Annotated in this window: 18 protein-coding genes and 3 tRNA genes; 8 read left to right on the forward strand and 13 right to left on the reverse strand. The window is 52.1% G+C overall.

Features of this window, described 5'->3' with window-relative positions; all coding sequences use genetic code 11:
- Positions 1 to 91 precede the first annotated feature (91 nt).
- The gene (locus BZG13_RS04305) at positions 92 to 2,533 is read right to left on the reverse strand and encodes an ABC transporter permease (protein WP_077485363.1); all 2,442 of its coding nucleotides are present in this window, start codon (positions 2,531 to 2,533) and stop codon (positions 92 to 94) included.
- A complete protein-coding gene (locus BZG13_RS04310) occupies positions 2,523 to 3,209 on the reverse strand; it encodes an ABC transporter ATP-binding protein (protein WP_077485365.1) in 687 nt (228 codons plus the stop codon). Before BZG13_RS04310 ends, BZG13_RS04305 begins: the two co-directional genes overlap by 11 nt.
- Between BZG13_RS04310 and tesA the strand changes: the two genes are divergently transcribed.
- From tesA to BZG13_RS04325, 3 genes are all read left to right on the forward strand, one after another.
- Positions 3,208 to 3,822 (forward strand): multifunctional acyl-CoA thioesterase I/protease I/lysophospholipase L1, encoded by a 615-nt coding sequence (tesA, locus tag BZG13_RS04315; protein ID WP_077485368.1) that lies wholly within the window; start codon positions 3,208 to 3,210, stop codon positions 3,820 to 3,822. The genes BZG13_RS04310 and tesA overlap by 2 nt on opposite strands.
- A gap of 11 nt (positions 3,823 to 3,833) precedes the next feature.
- A complete protein-coding gene (locus tag BZG13_RS04320) occupies positions 3,834 to 4,679 on the forward strand; it encodes an SDR family oxidoreductase (RefSeq protein ID WP_077485370.1) in 846 nt (281 codons plus the stop codon).
- Positions 4,680 to 5,111: 432 nt separating this feature from the next.
- On the forward strand, positions 5,112 to 5,966 hold the full coding sequence (locus tag BZG13_RS04325) for a thioredoxin family protein (protein WP_077485372.1): 855 nt from the start codon (positions 5,112 to 5,114) through the stop codon (positions 5,964 to 5,966).
- Positions 5,967 to 5,969: 3 nt separating this feature from the next.
- Here the strand turns inward: BZG13_RS04325 and cueR are convergent, their stop codons facing one another.
- Positions 5,970 to 6,431: a Cu(I)-responsive transcriptional regulator gene (gene cueR, locus BZG13_RS04330; protein WP_069361075.1), complete on the reverse strand. Its 462-nt coding sequence runs from the start codon at positions 6,429 to 6,431 to the stop codon at positions 5,970 to 5,972.
- Positions 6,432 to 6,534: 103 nt separating this feature from the next.
- On the opposite strand from cueR, the gene BZG13_RS04335 reads away from it, so the two are divergent.
- Positions 6,535 to 9,477, forward strand: a complete 2,943-nt coding sequence (locus BZG13_RS04335; protein WP_077485374.1) for a cation transporter — start codon at positions 6,535 to 6,537, stop codon at positions 9,475 to 9,477.
- Between the two features lie 12 nt (positions 9,478 to 9,489).
- The gene (locus BZG13_RS15570; protein WP_274533807.1) at positions 9,490 to 9,615 is read left to right on the forward strand and encodes a hypothetical protein; all 126 of its coding nucleotides are present in this window, start codon (positions 9,490 to 9,492) and stop codon (positions 9,613 to 9,615) included.
- A gap of 243 nt (positions 9,616 to 9,858) precedes the next feature.
- Here BZG13_RS15570 and BZG13_RS04340 read toward each other — a convergent pair.
- From BZG13_RS04340 to BZG13_RS04350, 3 genes are all read right to left on the reverse strand, one after another.
- A tRNA-Pro gene (locus BZG13_RS04340) sits at positions 9,859 to 9,935 on the reverse strand.
- Between the two features lie 54 nt (positions 9,936 to 9,989).
- Positions 9,990 to 10,066 (reverse strand) — tRNA-Pro (locus BZG13_RS04345).
- A 53-nt stretch (positions 10,067 to 10,119) separates the two neighbouring features.
- Positions 10,120 to 10,211 (reverse strand) — tRNA-Pro (locus BZG13_RS04350).
- A gap of 308 nt (positions 10,212 to 10,519) precedes the next feature.
- Between BZG13_RS04350 and BZG13_RS04355 the strand changes: the two genes are divergently transcribed.
- Positions 10,520 to 10,657: a DUF3149 domain-containing protein gene (locus tag BZG13_RS04355; RefSeq protein ID WP_046073685.1), complete on the forward strand. Its 138-nt coding sequence runs from the start codon at positions 10,520 to 10,522 to the stop codon at positions 10,655 to 10,657.
- Between the two features lie 145 nt (positions 10,658 to 10,802).
- A complete protein-coding gene (gene smrA, locus BZG13_RS04360; protein WP_077456897.1) occupies positions 10,803 to 11,387 on the forward strand; it encodes a DNA endonuclease SmrA in 585 nt (194 codons plus the stop codon).
- Positions 11,388 to 11,457: 70 nt separating this feature from the next.
- On the opposite strand, the gene BZG13_RS04365 is transcribed toward smrA, so the two are convergent.
- The 4 genes from BZG13_RS04365 to BZG13_RS04380 form a co-directional block, all read right to left on the reverse strand.
- The gene (locus BZG13_RS04365; RefSeq protein WP_046073686.1) at positions 11,458 to 12,075 is read right to left on the reverse strand and encodes a LysE family translocator; all 618 of its coding nucleotides are present in this window, start codon (positions 12,073 to 12,075) and stop codon (positions 11,458 to 11,460) included.
- A 17-nt stretch (positions 12,076 to 12,092) separates the two neighbouring features.
- Positions 12,093 to 12,566 carry a Cys-tRNA(Pro) deacylase gene (ybaK, locus tag BZG13_RS04370; protein WP_077485376.1) on the reverse strand — a complete coding sequence of 158 codons (474 nt, stop codon included), beginning with the start codon at positions 12,564 to 12,566 and terminating at the stop codon, positions 12,093 to 12,095.
- A gap of 98 nt (positions 12,567 to 12,664) precedes the next feature.
- Entirely contained in the window at positions 12,665 to 14,338 is a 1,674-nt protein-coding gene (gene ushA, locus BZG13_RS04375; RefSeq protein WP_077485533.1) for a bifunctional UDP-sugar hydrolase/5'-nucleotidase UshA, read from the reverse strand.
- 272 nt (positions 14,339 to 14,610) lie between these two features.
- On the reverse strand, positions 14,611 to 15,972 hold the full coding sequence (locus tag BZG13_RS04380) for a Na+/H+ antiporter NhaC family protein (protein WP_077485378.1): 1,362 nt from the start codon (positions 15,970 to 15,972) through the stop codon (positions 14,611 to 14,613).
- Between the two features lie 567 nt (positions 15,973 to 16,539).
- On the opposite strand from BZG13_RS04380, the gene BZG13_RS04385 reads away from it, so the two are divergent.
- Positions 16,540 to 16,980, forward strand: coding sequence for a TM2 domain-containing protein (locus tag BZG13_RS04385; RefSeq protein WP_077485380.1), 441 nt, complete (start codon positions 16,540 to 16,542; stop codon positions 16,978 to 16,980).
- 108 nt (positions 16,981 to 17,088) lie between these two features.
- Here BZG13_RS04385 and kdsA read toward each other — a convergent pair whose 3' ends face one another.
- The 3 genes from kdsA to BZG13_RS04400 are packed head-to-tail and all read right to left on the reverse strand — an operon-like array spanning position 17,089 to position 19,167.
- Positions 17,089 to 17,940 (reverse strand): 3-deoxy-8-phosphooctulonate synthase, encoded by an 852-nt coding sequence (gene kdsA / locus BZG13_RS04390; RefSeq protein WP_069361079.1) that lies wholly within the window; start codon positions 17,938 to 17,940, stop codon positions 17,089 to 17,091.
- A 31-nt stretch (positions 17,941 to 17,971) separates the two neighbouring features.
- Positions 17,972 to 18,781, reverse strand: a complete 810-nt coding sequence (locus BZG13_RS04395; protein WP_077456901.1) for a SirB1 family protein — start codon at positions 18,779 to 18,781, stop codon at positions 17,972 to 17,974.
- Between the two features lie 2 nt (positions 18,782 to 18,783).
- On the reverse strand, positions 18,784 to 19,167 hold the full coding sequence (locus tag BZG13_RS04400; protein ID WP_069361178.1) for a SirB2 family protein: 384 nt from the start codon (positions 19,165 to 19,167) through the stop codon (positions 18,784 to 18,786).
- Positions 19,168 to 19,176: the final 9 nt, after the last annotated feature.

Raw genomic sequence — 19,176 nt, forward strand, 5'->3', positions numbered from 1 at the left:
ATTTTGCTAGACGTTGTACACACAAAAGCGGGTATCAACTTTCTTGATACCCGCTTTGTTATGTGTGAAACGAGGATGCTTATCGCCCCTGTTAACGCCGTTGCGGGTCAATCAGTTTACGCAGCATCGAAGCGACCGTGACAAACACCAGCGCCACCGCCAACACCGGCAACACCGCCCAAAGCTCTGGGTGCAGGCGTACCTCCATTTCAAAGCCCCACTTAAGCAAGCCAACCATCGCCGCTTCTGCGCCCAGCACCGCCATCAGGCCAGACACAAAGGCCATTACGCCGTACTCGCTCCATAAGGTGCGCTGAATACGGGTGCGGCTCGCGCCCAAGGTGCGATAGAGGTTTATCTCCTGCTGACGCTCGCTCAGGCTGATACGCAGCAAGGTGAGCAGCAGTAACAGGCCGCTGATCACCGCCAGCCCCGCCAACACCGAAAGCGACAAGCCAATTTGACGCAAAATCGATTGAATGCGGCTGCTCATGGTGCGCAAATCAAGCAGCGTGACGGTCGGATAATCCCGCGCTAACCGATTGAGCAAAGGCGTTTGTGATTCATCGAGCCTGAAGCTCACCAGCCAGTTAGCCGGTTTGTCGGCGAGCGTCTCGCGGTCGAAAATAAAATAGAAGTTAGGCCGCATATTGCGCCACTCTACTTCACGAATCGAGTTCACTGTGGCGGTAAAGTCTTGGCCGGTCACGCTAAAGGTCAGGCTGTCGCCAATCTCAATCTCCAAGCGCTCGGCAATGTCGGCCTCCACTGATACACCATTCTCGGTTGGCCAGTCTCCGGCAATCACCTCATTGTGTGATGGCAAGGTTTCGCGCCAGGTGAAGTTAAGCTCGCGGCGCAAGGCCTCGTCCGCTTCATCACGCTCGGCTTCATCGGTGGGGATCTGGTAGCGCTCACCGTTTTTGCCCACCAGCCGGCCACGCACTATGGGGTAGGCATCGGAGCGCATCAGGCTGGCGTCATCTAGTTCACCTACATAGTCTTTCTGCTCACTGGGGGCGATATTCACCGCRAACACATTCGGCGCATCGGGTGGCAGCATCCGTCCCCAATCGGCGAGCAAGTCAGTGCGCAGTAGCCAGATAATCGCCAAGAGCATAAAGGAGATCGCGAGCGCCCCTAACTGCACGCTGCTAGCCAGTTTGTTGCGGGTAATTCGGCTTAAAGCGAGCTTGACCGACGGCGCGCGCACCCGTGATTTCACCAACCTAAGCAGCCCTAACCCTGCCAGCGCCAGCAAGACGATCATTACCGCCATCGCCCCCAGCACTGTCCATAGCAAGGTGTTGTCGAACGCCCACAGCGCAAGCGCCCCCACTGGCACCGCGATTAAGATGGCCGCAGTGCCGCGACGTTGACGCCCACGAGCCGCCTGCGATTGCACGGCGGCCAACGCGGGTGCATCCAGCAATTTAAGCAGCGGCACGCCCAAGGCAGGCAGCGCCACCAACAGCGCGACGCCGGGCGCAAGCACCCAAGGCACCCAGCCATAACTGGGTAATGGGGAGGGCAGCACATCGGTCAGCGGCAAGCGCAATAGCACTTCAAGCGTGTAACCCGCCGCTAACCCCACGGCGGTGGCAAGAACGAACAATAAGGTTAACTGCCGTGCCAGCCAGCGTCGCACCCATTGTTGGCTGGCGCCGAGGCTTTTTAGCATCGCCACCAAATCGGCGCGGCTTCTAGCATAGTGCTGACAAGTTAAGGTTAAAGTCGCCGCGGCCATCACAATCACCAGCACCACGGTTAATGATAGGTACTGACGGCTGCGATCCAGCATATCGCCAGTGCGATCAGAGGTGTTTTCATCCACCCAGCGCTCGCCATCTTGCAGTGTATAACTGGCTTTAGCCGCGCTTAGGCTGGGATCGTCACCGGTTAAAAAGTAGCGATAACGCACGCGACTGCCTTCACGTACCACGCCGGCGGCAGGCACATCATCGCGATGCATCATCACCGCGGGCATTTGGCTAAAGGGATTAAACGACAGCTCCGGCTCGGCGGCCAAGGTGCCGCTGACGTTGAGATCAAGGTTACCAATCGAAACGCTGTCGCCGGGTTTCACGCTCAGCAAACTGAACACCCGCTCAGACAGCCATAGCTCACCGGGTTGAATACGTCGGTCACCGCCAATCGCTTGGCCGTTTTGCTCCAGCACCAAGTCGCCACGCAACGGATACAGGCTATCCACCGCTTTCACGCTCACCAGCTGCATCTTTTGCTCGCTGAACGCCATAGTGCCAAAGCGGGTTTGTGCAGATACCGTGGCACCGGCTTGTTTAAACGCCTCAATTTGTTCGGTGTTAAGCGCCTGACGAGTACGCAGCACGGTATCGGCGGCAATCAGGTTGCGCCCTTGCTGGGTGAGCACGTTTTCGATGCGATCGGCCAATGCCGACAGCGCAAACACACAGGTGATGATCAGTGCCAGCGCCACCGCCACTGGCCAAATTTGCCCGTGCAACAGTTCGCGCCACGCCCAGCGATTGAGTAGTCCGTTTTTACTCGCCATTCACTCGCTCCTGTAGTTTGCCGCTGTCCATCATCAAGGTACGCTGACAACGCTTAGCTAGCGCCGGATCGTGGGTGACCAACACCAAGGTGGTGCCATGCTTTTCGTTCAACTCAAACAATAAATCGATAATGGTCGCCGCGGTTTTTTGGTCGAGGTTGCCGGTCGGCTCATCGGCAAATAACACGTGCGGGCGGATAATAAAGGCGCGCGCCAGAGCCACCCGTTGCTGCTCCCCGCCAGAGAGCTGTGAAGGTAAGTGTGTTTCCCGTCCTTGTAACCCTACCGAGGCCAGCAGTTGCTTGGCGCGGGTTTCACCTTCTTCCTCACCGCGAATGGTTAGCGGCAGCATCACGTTCTCAAGCGCGTTCAGTGAGGGCACCAGTAAAAAACTTTGGAACACAAACCCCACTGATTCGGCCCGCAGCGCCGCGCGCGCATCTTCATCCAAGGTGGAAAGCTTGTGGCCAAGCAGATCGACCTCGCCTTCACTGGGCGTATCTAATCCGGCAAGCAAGGTCATCAAGGTGGATTTTCCTGCGCCGGACACGCCCATTAATGCAATCGACTCGCCTGCCTCGATTTGTAGCGAGACATCCTGCAGAATGGTAAGCGGCTGTTCGCGTGTCACGACATGTTTTGCAATTTTTTCGGCTCGAATAACAGGAGAGGCCATGTTACGCATCCTTACTTTGTTGTGTTTTTTGTGGGTGAGCAGTGCCAGTGCACAAACGCTCCTTGTCCTTGGTGACAGCTTAAGCGCTGGCTACCAAATGGCGGCTGAACAAGCCTGGCCTGCTAAGCTACCGCGCGCGCTCGAAGAACATAATGTCGAGGTTGAGGTGATTAACGCCAGTATTTCTGGCGACACCACCGCCAATGGCCTGCAGCGTCTGCCGCAATTATTAGAACGCCACCAACCCGAATGGGTGCTGATTGAACTCGGCGGCAACGATGGCCTACGCGGTTGGCCATTTAATCGTATACGAGACAACCTTAAGCAATTGATCACCCAAACTCGCGCGGCCGATGCCACGCCTTTGTTGGTGCAAATTCAAATCCCGCCTAATTACGGTCAGCGCTATGCACAAGGGTTTGCTGATATTTATCCTACACTGGCAGCGCAAACACAAACCCCATTACTGCCCTTTTTTATGGAGACTGTGATCCAAAAGCCTGAATGGATGCGTGATGATGGCATTCACCCGATGCCCGCCGCACAAGCTTGGATTGCCGATTTTATGGCAGAAAAACTCGCGCCTTACTTGTCTGACGCAACTCAATCATGAACGGGGATCTTATGGACACTGCCTCAACGCTTAATAACGCCATTTTAATCACTGGCTGCTCCACCGGCATCGGCTATGCCTGCGCCAAAGCCTTGCATGAGCAAGGGCACACGGTGATAGCCAGTTGCCGAAAGCCAGACGATGTCAGCCGGTTACAGCGAGAAGGCTTAACCTGTATTCAATTGGATGTGTCAGACACGGCCAGCATCAACCAAGCAGTCGAGGCGGTTGAGCAAATGACGGGTGGCAAGCTTTTTGCGCTGTTTAATAACGGTGCTTATGGCCAACCCGGCGCGCTGGAAGATTTGCCCACCGATGCCTTACGCGCTCAGTTTGAGACCAACGTGTTTGGCTGGCACCATTTAACCCAAGCCTTATTGCCGATGCTGCTTAATTACGGCGAAGGACGCATTGTGCAAAACAGCTCGGTGCTGGGTATCGTGGCATTGAAATATCGCGGCGCCTATAACGCCAGCAAGTTTGCCCTCGAAGGCTGGACCGATACTTTGCGTTTAGAGCTGAGCGACACACCGATTAAGGTGAGCTTGATTGAGCCTGGCCCAATTGAAACGGCATTTCGTGCCAATGCGCTCAGCGCCTTTAAACACTGGGTCGACCCCAATAAAAGCCGTCATCAGCAGGCCTACCAAGCCCAACTTGACCGCCTCGCGGCGGACGAAGGCGGCAACAAATATACCCTGCCTGCCGACGCGCTTGTCGCGCCGCTGACACATGCCTTGTTCTCGCCTCGCCCCAAAGTGCGTTATCGCGTGACCCAACCGACGGTTTGGATGGCAATCCTCAAACGGCTCCTTCCCAGTCGTTGGCTCGATCGGGTATTGCTCAAAGGCGGTTGATGCAACAGCGAAAAAACCACCACAAAAGCGTGGCTGCTGTCGCATTTGTCATACTTTTGTCATAGACGAGCGCTAATCTGGTAGTCACTGGTGGACAACGTCCGTTAGGACACTGTCCATCGACAACGCAACATCCTCGATAACAATCATAAAGGAGCCGGCTGATGACCTTGCATCAATTGAACTGGCTCTGCTTGAGCGTCGCTTTGTGCGTGGTGCTCGTGTTGTAACTCGCACTTGCTTTGTAATGACTTCGCTTGCAGACCGACGAAATAGGCCACCTTCGGGTGGCTTTTTCGTAGCTGTTACGTCTCGCCCCTTTTCACCTTTCGGTTCGATCCGCCATCACACGCCCAAATACAGGCCCAGTTGCTTGAATTTCTGCACGTTTGCCCCCACCCTTAAGGAAAATCCACTTGGTCAGGATCCATGATGAACGCAAACTATATTGTCGAATTAACCGAGCATAATTTTCAGCAAATTCTCGAGTCATCGTCTCGCACGCCCGTATTGGTGTACTTTTGGGCGAACATGATGCCCGAAAGCGTGGAGCTAAAACCCACCGTCGAACAACTTGCTCACGACAGTCATGGCACCTTTACCCTTGCAACCATCGATTGCGAAGCGCAACAAATGATTGCCGCGCAATTTGGCGTCCGTGCGCTGCCAACTCTGGCGCTGTTTAAAGACGGTCAGCCGGTAGACGGTTTAGCTGGCCCACAAAACTACGACACAGTGCGCGAAATGCTTGATAAGCACCTTCCTAGTCAAGAAGATCAAGCGTTCGAGCAAGCGCGTCAGCTCATGGCAGAAGGCAACTATACCGATGCCTTGGTCATTTTAAAGCCACTGGAAACCAGTCACGGCGATAAAGGCGAGTATAAACTGGCGATGGCGGAATGCTTGGTCGAGACCCATCAGTTTGATGCGGCGCAAGCGCTGCTCGACACCGTGCTGATGCAAGATCAAGATGCCACCTACAAAAGCTTGGTGGCAAAAATTGAGCTGCATAACCAAGCGATTGATGCCCCTGAAATCCGCCGTCTGCAGGCCCAACTCGAAGAAAGCCCAGACGACGCCAACGTCGCCTATGAGTTGGCGGTGCAATATAATCAAATTAATCGCAGTGAAGAGGCGCTGGAGTTACTGATGAACATTCTTCGCCGCGACATGAATCATGGCGAGGGTGAAGCCAAGAAAACCCTGATGGATATTCTTACCGCACTCGGCCAAGGCAATGAAGTCGCGTCGCGTTATCGTCGTCAGCTCTATTCGCTGCTTTACTAAAGGTTAGTTTGTCGCGGGTGGTTCAGCCCCTGACGCGCAACAACTTGAGGAGCTGGTGTCCAACTCGCCTAGCTCACTGTCACCGCGCAGTGCTTCGATAATCGGGCACTGCGCGTCACCATCTCCCGGACAGGCCTGCGTTAGAGCGTGCAGTGTGGTTTTCATTGCCGCCAGTTCTGCCATTTTCTCATCAATCTCTACCAATTTTGTCTCGGCGCGCGCTTTGACATCGGCACTGCGCAACGACGGATCGCGCGATAACGCTAACAAATCCGCACTTTCTTCCAAGGTAAACCCCACTAATCGCGCACGGCGGATCATTTGCAGCTCATTGATATGCTGCTCGCGATAATCGCGATAGCCGTTTTCCGCTCGATGCGGCGGCGTGATCAGCCCTTTCTGCTCGTAAAAGCGAATGGTTTTGCTGGTGAGGCCAGTTTTCTCTGCCACTTGCTGAATCTTCATTTTTCTCGCTTGACCTTCCAGTAGCTATAAGGTTTACAGTTTAGCCTAACTGACGTTGCGACAAACGCCAACATCGAATCATGTCAGGCGATAAGGAGAGGCAATGACCACCACCGACACTCACATCACCGATTACACACTGCCGCTGAGCGGCTTAAGCTGCCAAGGCTGTGTGAAAAAAGCGACAAAAGCGCTTGAGGGTATCGACGGGATTCGCATTGAGAACATTGATACCCAGTCAGTGTCGTTAGAAGCCCTGGGTGAGAGCACTGAGTACCCACTACGCCAAGCAGTTAACGCGATTGAAGCGCTCGGCTATCAGGTCGGTGAGCATTATCACTTGGTCTTAAGCGGGCTAAACTGCGGCCGCTGTGTGGCCAAAGTCGAAGCAGCGCTGAACGAGCAGCCCACGGTGTTTTCTCATTCGGTCAGTAAAACTCATGCAGATATTCACACCAGCTTGAGCTTGGCGTCCATCATCCAAACCATTGAGAACCTTGGCTATCAAGTCGGTTATCAGCATCAATTGGCATTATCGGGGTTAAGCTGCGGGCACTGCGTGGCGAAAGTAGAGCGTGCGCTCGATGAAAACGATGCGGTTTTTGACTACCAAGTCAGCAAAGACGCGGCGACCGTACGCACGACACTTAGCGCCGAGACGCTGATTGAAGCGATCACATCTTTAGGCTTTGAGGCCACACTCATCGACCCCAGCCAAGAAACGCCCTCATCAACCGAGCCGCATCAACCGCAAACCGAGACCACTGAGGTTGACCAACAGGCCGAAAGGCCGCCACGCACTGAAACCTCATCCAGCCATTCACGTATGCAGTTTGTGTTATCTGGCATGACATGCGCAAGCTGTGTCAAAAGTGTTGAAACTGCCATCAGCAGTGTGGATGGCGTGGCCAATGTAAGTGTGAATCTGGCCGAGCGCAGTGCGATTGTAAAAGGTGATGCCGCACCTGACGCCATCGTTGAGGCCGTGGAAAACGCCGGCTATGGCGCTGAAAAAGTCGAGGATGACAATGATCGTCGCGAGCGCCAGCAGCACCAACAAGCCGCGGAATTGAAAAAATTTAAACGCAGCACGATCGCTGGCTTGGGCCTGGGTGGCCCGATTATGGCTTGGGGAATATTGGGTGGCAGTATGACCATTCAATCCAGCCAAGATCAGTGGGCGTGGGGCTCGGTGGCCATCCTTACCCTCTTGCTGCTCGCCACCGGGGGGCGTCATTTCTTCGCCAATGCCTGGCAAGCGCTGAAGCACAAACGTGCCACCATGGATTCTTTAGTGGCGCTCGGGACAGGCGCAGCATGGCTGTATTCTACCGCGGTGGTGCTCGCACCTGCCTTGTTCCCCGAGCAGGCGCGTCATGTGTACTTTGAAGCCTCAGCGATGATCATTGGTTTAATCAGCTTAGGCCACGCGATTGAGGCGCGTGCGCGTGCCAATACCTCCAAAGCGCTAGACCAGCTACTTGATTTGCAGCCGCCCACGGCGCTAGTTATCGAGAACGGCCAGGAGACTGAGCGTCCGCTTGATGAAGTCAAACAAGGGATGATGCTTAGGGTAAAACCGGGGGCGAAAGTGCCGGTAGATGGTGAAGTGGTTGATGGTAGCAGCTATATTGATGAGTCGATGCTCACAGGTGAACCCGTGCCGGTCAGCAAACAACAGGGAGACACGCTGCACGCGGGGACAGTCAACCAAAAAGGGAGCCTGACGTTTAAAGCCACTGGTGTGGGCAGCGATACCATGCTGGCGCGTATTATCGATTTGGTGCGCGAGGCACAGAGCAGTAAGCCCGAGCTGGCCAAGCTTGCCGATCGCATTTCCGCGGTGTTTGTACCCATCGTGGTCGCTATTGCATTGGTTACAGCGGCTATCTGGTATGTTGTCGGCCCCGAGCCGTCGGTCAGCTACATGCTAGTCACCGCCACCACGGTGCTAATCATCGCGTGTCCATGTGCGCTTGGCCTCGCCACGCCTTTATCGGTCACCGCGGCGGTCGGTCGCGCTGCCGAAGTCGGGGTATTAATTCGTGATGCGGATGCGCTACAAACCGCGGCCAAGCTCCATACCCTAGTGTTTGATAAAACCGGGACATTGACACGCGGCCAGCCGGAAGTGACCCATGTAAAAGCGATTAACGGCGACCAAGCGCGTTTGATGGCGATCGCCGCCTCGCTGGAGCAACACTCCGAGCATCCGCTGGCGCAGGCCATTGTTAATTATGCCAAGGCACAGGATCTCTCACTGCCAACGTCAAACGACTTTAACAGCGAGTCTGGCAAAGGGATCCAGGCGCAAATTGATGGTACGCGTTACTTCATTGGCAACCAAGCCTGGATGGACGCACAAGGGATCGAGACTGCCTCCTATCAAAGTGACATCGATGCCATGACTCAGCGTGGCGAGACTGCCATCTATCTTGCCAATGCAGACAGTGTGCAAGCGCTGATTGGCGTTAGTGATCCTATTCGTGACGATGCCATTGACGCTGTTGCCAACCTGCAATCGCAAGGGCTCGAAGTGATCATGCTCTCTGGTGACCATCCTGATACGGCTAATGCCATTGGTCGTCAGCTAGGGATTGATCATGTGATTGCTGGGGTGCTACCCGATGGTAAATCGGAACAAATTCAACAGCTGCAACAGCAAGGCAAGCGTGTGGCGATGGTCGGTGACGGCATTAATGACGCCCCGGCACTCGCACAAGCCGATGTGGGTGTCGCTATGGGCAGTGGTAGTGACATTGCCATAGAAAGTGCGCAAATCACTCTAATGCACCAGCACCTGGGGGCATTGGCTAACGCGATTGCTTTGTCTCAAGCCGCCGTGCGCAATATGAAGCAGAACCTCTTTGGTGCCTTTATTTATAACACCTTAGGGATCCCAGTCGCGGCCGGCATCCTTTATCCATTCACTGGCATGTTGCTCAGCCCAGTAATCGCAGGGGGCGCGATGGCGCTATCTTCGATTACGGTTGTCACCAACGCCAATCGACTACGTTTTTTCAAAATAAAATCAAACAATAAGTAACAAGGAGCGAGAATGAAGCGTTTGCAACTACTGGTAGCAACCGTAGGCCTGATGAGTGCCTCCGCGATGGCCGCGAGCGGTGTAGTGTATAAATCGCCCAGCTGTGGCTGTTGCGACGATTGGGTTGAGCATATATAACGAAAAAACCCCAGCCAAAAGGCTGGGGTTTTACGTTGGTCGGTGAAGAGGGATTTGATGGGGCGGCCTTCCGCGGGACCGGCTCCCGGCCCCCGACCAAATACGCTCTCCACTACCTGGATAATGGTCGGTGAAGAGGGATTTGATGCGACCGGGCTTCCGGACCCCGACCCTCTGCAAGCATAACTCCGATGCTCCATTTTGAAATGAAAAAACCCCAGCCAAAAGGCTGGGGTTTTGTTTTGGTCGGTGAAGAGGGATTCGAACCCCCGACCCTCTGGTCCCAAACCAGATGCGCTACCAAACTGCGCTATTCACCGATAATGCTTTTTATCGTCAACCAAGTAACCTTCGATCACTCAGTTTTAAAATAATGGTCGGTGAAGAGGGATTCGAACCCCCGACCCTCTGGTCCCAAACCAGATGCGCTACCAAACTGCGCTATTCACCGACAATGTTCTTTACATCAGCCAAGTAATCCTAGATTACCGAGCTTAAAAATAGTGGTCGGTGAAGAAGGATTCGATTGGACCGGCTTCCGGCCTCCGACCCTCTGGTCCCAAACCAGATGCGCTACCAAACTGCGCTATTCACCGACATCTCTGACAAGTTTTACGAATAGGCATCAAACTTGTCAAGCAGCTTAGTATGCGCTTAAGTGCATCCTCGCTGCTGAGGTCGCCTATCATACTCAAGCACAGCGAAACCTCAAGCCCTCGCCGTGTATTTTTTCACTTAAACGCATTAAACGGTGAAACTCGCATCAGTTGCGCGCAGTTTGTGATCGGATCGTTGTTAACAAATGTTGATAATTTGTTCGCCGTTTCTCTTGCTCCTGATCAGTATTCAACCCGCTTCCTATTGGCATCCTGACCCTACATTAACGGACGCGAGGGTACAGACTATGGACTTTTGGCTTGATCTACTTTTCGGCAACGCCGTGGGCTTGTCATCCATGATTGTCATCATCTGTACATTTGGCCTGATCAGCTTTTTCGGCGGCTATTTTGTCTACAAAGTGATGACTTCCAAACCTCAATAACCTGTTTTATTGCCTACCTATCTTTAAGCAAACTTGCTTAACCTGGAGTTGCATGGTTGGTCACAGAGTGTGGCTCTAGGTTTCTTTTTTTATTTTCGTTTATACTGTCCCTAAATGACTCCACGACGCACATGGCACTGTAGTGATGAGTGATAAAAATGAATTTGAGCTGTTTCGAGAAATGATGTCAGACGTGGCACCCATCAAGCAGGACACGGTTGAGGATCAAACAGGATCGCATCAGCCCACTGAGGCCCAGCTTGCACGCCAACAAGCGGCGCAGAAGCTGGCAAACAGCGATCCTGAATACCTGTCACTCGAGTACGCCCAGATGGTCAAGCCCGACGAGGTGATGGCCTACAAGCGCGATGGCGTACAGGATGGCGTGTTTCGTAAACTACGACTAGGCAAATATGACGTCAACGCCAGGCTCGACCTGCATAAGATGTCATTGGAAAAAGCCCGAGATGAAATTTTACGTTTTTTAAAACAATGCCAGCGTATGGATGTGCGCACCGTGATCATTGTGCATGGAAAAGGCGAGCGTAGTAACCCACAGGCAATGATGAAAAGCTATGTCTGTCAGTGGCTACAACAAATTTCAGATGTGCTCTGCTACCACTCGGCACTGCGTCATCAAGGCGGTACCGGCGCGTTATACGTGATGATCAAAAAAAGCCAAGAGAAAAAACTAGAAACCCGCGAGCGCCACTTAAGTCACCGCCCCTAAATGCAAAAAGACTGGCGGGCTGCCAGTCTTTTTATTAACGCGTCTGTTTGTTGCCTCTAGCTGCGCCTCACTATTGCAGCGTCACCACCACACGTACCGCCAGCGCAATCAATACCACGCCTGAAAGCTTATCCACCCACGCGCCGTGGTGACGTAGCTTGTCGACAATGGCAGGGCTGGATAACAAAAAGGCGATCAAGGTGTACCAAAGCCCATCAATCAATAATGGTGTCAACACAATCACACTGCGGCTAAATAAATCCGTGCCCACTGCAACAAACTGACTAAACAAGGCAATAAAAAATAGTGCCAGCTTTGGGTTGAGCATCGAGATCATCGCCCCATCGCGTGCCGCCTCGCCTAAACTGGCGGGTTGTCCCGCTTCTAGTTTGGCTGCAACCCCACCCTTACTCAGCAATGATTTCACCCCTAGCCAAGCGAGGTAGCCAGCGCCGGCATAGGCAATGACGGTAAAAAGCAACGGGGATTGTTTAAAGATAACCGCCAACCCTAACATGGTAATGAGCGCGTAGAGGCCTACCCCCAATGCATGCGCCCATGAAGCGACAATGCCATGTAAGCGACTATTGGCAAGGCTATGCTTTGCCATTACCACCAAGCTCGGCCCGGGCGACATCGCCCCAAGCATGCAAACCAAGGCGAGCGACGCCCAAATGGTAAGAGTCATCTGTGTATCCTTCTTATTTATTCGCCAATCGCGGCATAGTGCCCCGCAGTCAAAGACAGCAAATCGTCCGGTGAGAGTTCGATTTCCAGTCCACGCCGCCCGGCACTGACACAAATGGTCTCAAACTGCTGCGCGGAGCTGTCGACAAACGTCGGTAGCCGCTTTTTCTGACCAAGCGGGCTGATCCCTCCGACCAGGTAGCCTGTTGTGCGCTGGGCCACTTGCGGATCGGCCATGGTTGCTTTCTTGCCACCCGCGGCTTTGGCAGCGGCTTTTAGGTTGAGGCTGCCTTTGACGGGGACAACCGCCACCGCTAGCTGCTTGCTGTCACCATTAATACAAAACAATAGTGTTTTGAATACCCTAGCCGGGTCTTGCCCTAACGCTTGGACAGCTTCTTCACCAAAATTAAGGTTATTCGGATCGTGCTGATACTGGTGAACCTCAAACGCAATGCTTTGTTTTTCTGCTAATTTGATTGCAGGCGTCATCGTTTTTGCCACTTGTTTGTAAACCGGTAACTAATGATTACATAAAAAAAGCGGCACCGCATCGGTACCGCTTTTTGTTCTGACAATCTTACAGCCATTTATTTGTAAACGATCTCGCCTTGTGGCGCATAGTCATTAACATCGATTGGGCTGTTGGCTTCCAGATAGTCTTTCAATACTTCTGCATCAACAAAACCTGTGTTGACGTTACCAGGGTGATTAGTCAGTTTTGGATAGCCGTCGCCGCCTGCAGCGTTAAAGCTTGGCACGGTGAAGCGATAGGTTTTATCCATATCAATGGGCTCACCGCCAATCTTCACGTCATGGACTTTACCGTCTTCAACGACCATCGACAGACCCGCAAATTGCGCGTAAGCACCCGAATCAACTGGCTTGGTTCCCACCACATTGAGGTAATCCATCACTTCTTTACCGCTCATGTCGGTATAGGTGACCATATTGCCAAATGGCTGCACTTTGAGCACGTCTTTATAGGTGATGTCACCGGCAATGATAGAGTCACGCACACCGCCTGAGTTCATGACCGCAAAGTCTGCTTTGGCGCGTTCCATATGAGCGGTGGCAATCAGACGACCTAGGTTAGTCTGCTGGAAGCGCACAATGTTGCGATCGCCCACTAACTTGCCGTTGCTCTCGGCAATTTTCACGCTCAGCTTTTCTTGCCCTTTGTCTTGGTAAGGCYTCAAGAAGTCATACAGCGCTTGGTCTTTTTCAATTTCATCTTGAATAAAGACGCGTTTTTTCTCACCATCAACCTTAATTTTCTTCTTCAGGTTCACCGGGATCAGGTCATAGCTAACCAGGCTCAGGTCGCCGTTTTGGAATTCAAATTCCGCTTTACCGACATACTTACCCCATTCGTGAGCTTGCATAATCCACGCGCCATTTTGTTGGTCTGGCGTACATGCATCCCCAGGCTCGAAGCTCTTGTTATACATGTTCGGGCCTTCCATACACACAGGCTCTTGTGAGTGGCCGCCGATGATAAGGTCGAGGTCACCGTCATCCATGTAACGTGCTAGCGCCACATCGCCTGGGGCATTCACGCCGCTCTTACCGTCGGCGTAGTGACCCATATGGGTCGCGGCGATAATGATGTCAGGCTTCTCGGTTTCTTTCAGCTTGGCGATCACTTTTTTCGCTTCGGCTTTCGGGTCGCGGAAGTCGAGCGATCCAATGTATTCTGGGTTACCGATTTTGGCCGTGTCTTCGGTGGTCAGACCCACAACCGCAATTTTCAACCCATTGCGCTCAAACATCTCGTAAGCCTGATACTTACGCTCACCGGTTTCTTTGTCGTAAATGTTGGCAGAAAGCATCGGGAAGTCAGCCCACTGCATTTGCTGCTCAAGCACGCTGAGCGGGTTATCGAACTCATGGTTACCAATGGCCATTGCATCGTAACCAATTTGAGTCATCCCTTTAAAATCAGGCTCGGCTTGCAGCAAATCTGACTCTGGTACGCCCGTGTTGATGTCGCCGCCCGACAGGAGCAGTACTTCGCTGCCTTCCGCTTTGGCTTCTGCGCGCAGATCATCAATCAAGGTTTTACGTGCTGCCATGCCGTATTCGCCATAGCGGTTGTGCCAGAAACGACCGTGGTGATCGTTGGTATGAAGAATGGTGAGTTTATAAGTAGTATCTGGCGCCCAACCTTGCTCTTGTGTCTCTGAACCAGAGTTGGCACAGCCTGCCAATGAGGCAATTAATGCAGCGCTGACCGCTGCCTTCAAACAAAGACGTTCCTTCATGATCATAGACCTTTTTAGCGATGGATAAACCACCATCGACATCATTGTCGGTGGTTATAAAACGCTATCTAGTCTAAAAGAATTGATGCTATGGTGCTGAGTGATTTCATATTTTTGTTGCTGCGATCACCTTACAACGCTTAGGCAAGGCGACTTTGGTGATCGAGACAAAATTTATAGAGTCTGAACTCTAGACAGATCAAAAACGGCGCAGCCTTTGCTTACCTATCTAGACAAGAAAAGACAGCGCCGTGATGTGTCAACCATGACGATTAAGCGCGACGCGCTTGCCACCATCGGCGGCTAATCACCGCAATCAATGCCGACGCGGCGAGGAAGAAACAATAGTAAGAGTGGCTAACAATCACCAACGGCGACAAGCCAAAGCTGGCACCGAGGAGCAGGATTTGTGCGCCATAAGGGATCAGGCCTTGTACCACACAGGAAAAGATATCCAACAAGCTGGCACTGCGTTTGGCCGGCACCGCGTGCTCACTGGCAATGTTTTTCGCCACTTGCCCAGAGACCACAATCGCGACCGTGTTATTGGCGGTACACAAGTTAGAAAAAGACACTAACAAGGCGATACCAAATTCACTCGCGCGGGAGTGATGCGAGCCACGGTTTTTTTCAAACCGAGCGATCACCCGATTCACCGCCTGGGTCAAAAAGCTCAGCCCACCTTGGCAACGCATCAGCTCGGCGATCCCGCCAATCATCAGCGACAAGACAAAGATTTCTTGCATGCTGGCAAAACCTGCTTTGACCTCTTGGCTGAAGGTCAGCAACGTGAAGTCAGGGGTGCTCATTAACCCCACACACAGCGCCAAGGCAATCCCAGCGGTGAGCACCACAAACACGTTTAATCCCGCCAGCGCCAATACAATGATCGACAAATAGGGTAAGACCGCCAGATAGTTAATGCTCTCTGGTGCGTCGACGGGTGCGCTTTGGTTGTTAAATACAAACAGAATAATCGCGGCGATTGCGGCGGGAATGGCTATCCCCACGTTCTCTTTGAACTTGTCACGCATGCTACAGCCTTGTGAGCGCGTCGCAGCGATGGTGGTGTCAGAGATAAAAGAAAGGTTATCACCAAACATCGCCCCGCTTAGCAGCACACCGGCCATCACCGCCGATGCCTGACCCGTGGCTGTCGCCATATTCAATGCAAAAGGCGCTAATGCGGCGATAGTGCCCATTGAGGTGCCCATTGCCGTTGAGATAAACGCCGCAATCACAAATAGTCCGGGTAAGATCAAGCTTTCTGGGATCAGGGTCAGTCCCAGATTGACCGTGGCCTCTACCCCACCCGTGGCATCGGCGACCGCGGAAAAAGCTCCGGCGAGCAAATAAATCAAGCACATCGCAATAATGTCGCCGTGTCCCATACCACGAATAAATTGTTCAATAGCGGTGTTCAGGCGCTCACGGCTCAAGCCAATGGCCAGGATCACTGCAGGCAGAATAGCGACGTGCGCAGGAAGCTGATAAAACGCGTAGTCCGCACCTTCTAGAGTAAAATACACCCCCGCTCCGATAAAAAGGGTTAAAAATAAAAGTAGCGGGAGGAGTGCGAGCGCCGAGGGCCGCGGTGCGGTGTTTGCTGATGTTGTCATGGCAGTTTTTGTCATACCTCTTTTAAAACTGTGATCAAGATTACAGACCTCTAGCCGTCCAGTCAACAAATGGACGTCTAAACATCTAAATATCTTGATTGCTCGTACTCGATGCTAGACAACGCCTCGCATCAAAAAGGTATTTTAGGCAAACGATACGGTATAAAAACGAAATGATAGCGCGAGAAAATTGAAGGTAGAAATGAGACCGGGACGACGTCGTTTATAGATAAAAAGCCCCCCATCAGGAAAGGATAACCAGGGAGACGGTAATTTACCGTTGATAGGGAGACGGTAATTTACCGTTGATAAAGTGATTTTAATGTTCGTAAGACTCATGCACGTCTGGTTATCGACCGGTTCGGCGATCATGGGCAATGCTAAACCCCTCCCAAATAACGCTTCACATTGATGAGTGTGGACGCGTCGTTTGTCTATCTGGGGGCATGCCCAAACGAAGACACGAAACAAGGTGTGAACTCTAAAAATGTCTAACCCATTCAACATAAAAAGCAAATTACTGGACAATAAGTCAAAGTGTGCTAAAAGCTTTATCTATTTTTCCACGTCACAGGAGTTAAAATGAAAGGGGTAATAAAGAGCTTTGACAACACAAAGCGCGAAGGTCTCATCACCGGTGAAGACGGAGTTGAATATAATCTAACAATGGACGAGTGGAAATCTGGCACGCTACCAGAGACTGGTATGAATGTAGATTTTGCACTATCCAATGGAAAGGCTACCGCTGTATTCGGTGAAGCAGTATCCTCGACCAGCTCAAAGAAAATACCAGCAGCCTTGTTGGCTTTCTTCTTTGGGGCATTTGGCGTACATAAATTCTATCTTGGCTATACCAAAGAAGGCYTAATCATGTTGTTAGCCTTCCTGTTTGGTTTTATCTTGCTGGGTATCCCTAGCATAATTATCGGGATTATTGCTTTTGTTGAATTCATCATTTACCTGATCAAAACAGATAAAGAGTTTGAAGCGACCTATGTAAATGCCCACAAAGGCTGGTTTTAACAGTACTCTCTGACTAAGCGTTACCTACTTTTGCAAAACCATGTTTACTAATGATCAAAAAAAGCTGCCATTTCGGCAGCTTTCTTATCGGTATCGATCGACCGCTAATTAGCGGATATCAATCTCTTCAAAGTTTTTAATCACATCATCCAGCGCTTTCATTTGTGCCAGGAAAGGCTCAAGCTTGTCCAGTGGTAGCGCTGACGGCCCGTCACAACGGGCATTGTCTGGGTCTGGGTGCGCTTCGATAAACAAACCGGCAATTTTGGTGCCTAAACCTGCACGGGCCAAATCAACCGTTTGCTGACGACGTCCACCAGAGGCGGCACCTTGTGGATCACGGCATTGCAACGCGTGGGTGACATCAAAAATAATCGGGCTGCCGTTTGAGGCCTTTTTCATCACATCAAAGCCGAGCATATCCACCACCAAGTTATCATAGCCATGGCAGCTACCACGTTCACACAAGATCACTTTCTCGTTGCCACACTCGGCAAATTTGTCGACGATGTTACCCACTTGTCCAGGGCTCATAAACTGAGGTTTTTTAACGTTAATAACCGCATCGGTTTTTGCCATGGCTTCAACCAAATCGGTTTGGCGCGCTAAGAAGGCAGGCAATTGAATCACATCCGCCACTTCCGCCACCGGTGCCGCTTGATATTGCTCGTGGATGTCAGTAATCACTTTGACGCCGAAGGTGCTTTTTAGCTCTTCAAAGATTTTGAGCCCCTCTTCCATGCCCGGGCCACGGTAAGAATGCACTGATGAGCGGTTCGCTTTGTCGAATGAAGCTTTGAAAACATAGGGAATGCCAAGCTTGTCGGTCACCTTGACGTAATGCTCACAAATTTGCATGGCCAAATCGCGTGATTCCAGCACGTTCATGCCAGCAAACAAGGTAAACGGGCGATCGTTGGCAACAGGAGTGTCACCAATGTGGACGGTTTTTTGCGTCATACAGGTATCCTTAGTCATGCGTGATCACGCATCAATGTAACGTCGGTTGCTCTTCGTTAAGCGCTTTTACTTGCATTTTTAGCAGCTCTGCTGCCGGGTCATCCGGGCATTGCTCAATAAAATACTCGTAATCAGTCGCCGCCACACGATCGCAATCCAGTTGTTGGAAAATATAGCCGCGGTCGCGAATCTCGTAAGGATCATCAGGGCTAAAGGTTAGCGCCAGTTCACTACAACGCAGCGCCATGGCGTATTTTTCTTCCCGTAATAGCGCACTTTTCGCCACAGTAAGCCAACGACCGATAATGGTGGGGTTGTCACTTGGCTGCAAGTGCGACGCTTCAAGCTCGGCAAGTGGGCCTTGGCTTCCTTTGAGCCAGCCACGCAAAATGCGCTCGTTAACCCGTTCGCCGTTAAACGGGTTGATGAAAACGGGGGCGTCCTCTAACTCATCAATACGCAGCACCAGCTGGCTGGGGAACGCCATTGGCTTAACCGGCAGCGACAAGCGCTCGCACAGGTATAAGAAGACAGCGCCCAATGAAGCTGGGATCCCAGTTTTACGCTCTAACACCTTATTAATAAAGACATTATCCGATGAAAAGTACTGCTCGATGTCGCCTTTAAATTGCCACTGGTGATAAAAAAGACGACACAGGCCATCCAGTCGTAATGCCATATCGGGCTCGGCACCAAGCTGGTGCTCGGCTTCGTCGGCAAGGCGATCCAGCGACGCTTTAATCTGATGCACATCGACTGACGAGTCGATGGCATGGTTCAGAGTCGCCGCCCCTTCTGCCAGTGTGAGCGTGTCTAATTGTTGATCGGTTAATGGCATCATGTTTATCCCATTACGTGAGGAACTTTGAGTAGTGCAAGGTTCGCCGCGGCATAGGCCCACCCCAATGCGCCTAGAAAGGCCACAGTGCGGAACAGTTTGCCTCGGCTGTAGTGCAAGGCGACAAAGCCCAAGGCAATGTAAGCTAAGACACAGGTCAGCTTTTCTGTCAGCCACGCGCCGGATTCGGTGAAGGGAATAAACCCGGTCACAAAAATCAGCGCCACACCGGTGCTTAGTAATAGGGTATCGACCACATGCGGGGTGACCTTGACCCATTTTTTATTCATCATCTCACTGCCACGCATCACCCAGACAAATCGAATAACGAATAACGAAAGGCTTAACACCACGGTAAGTAAGTGGGTGTGCTTAAGGGCCATGTAGATCATAACGAT

The organism is Salinivibrio sp. ML323 (assembly GCF_001995745.1).
GTDB classification, from domain to species: Bacteria; Pseudomonadota; Gammaproteobacteria; order Enterobacterales; family Vibrionaceae; genus Salinivibrio; species Salinivibrio kushneri.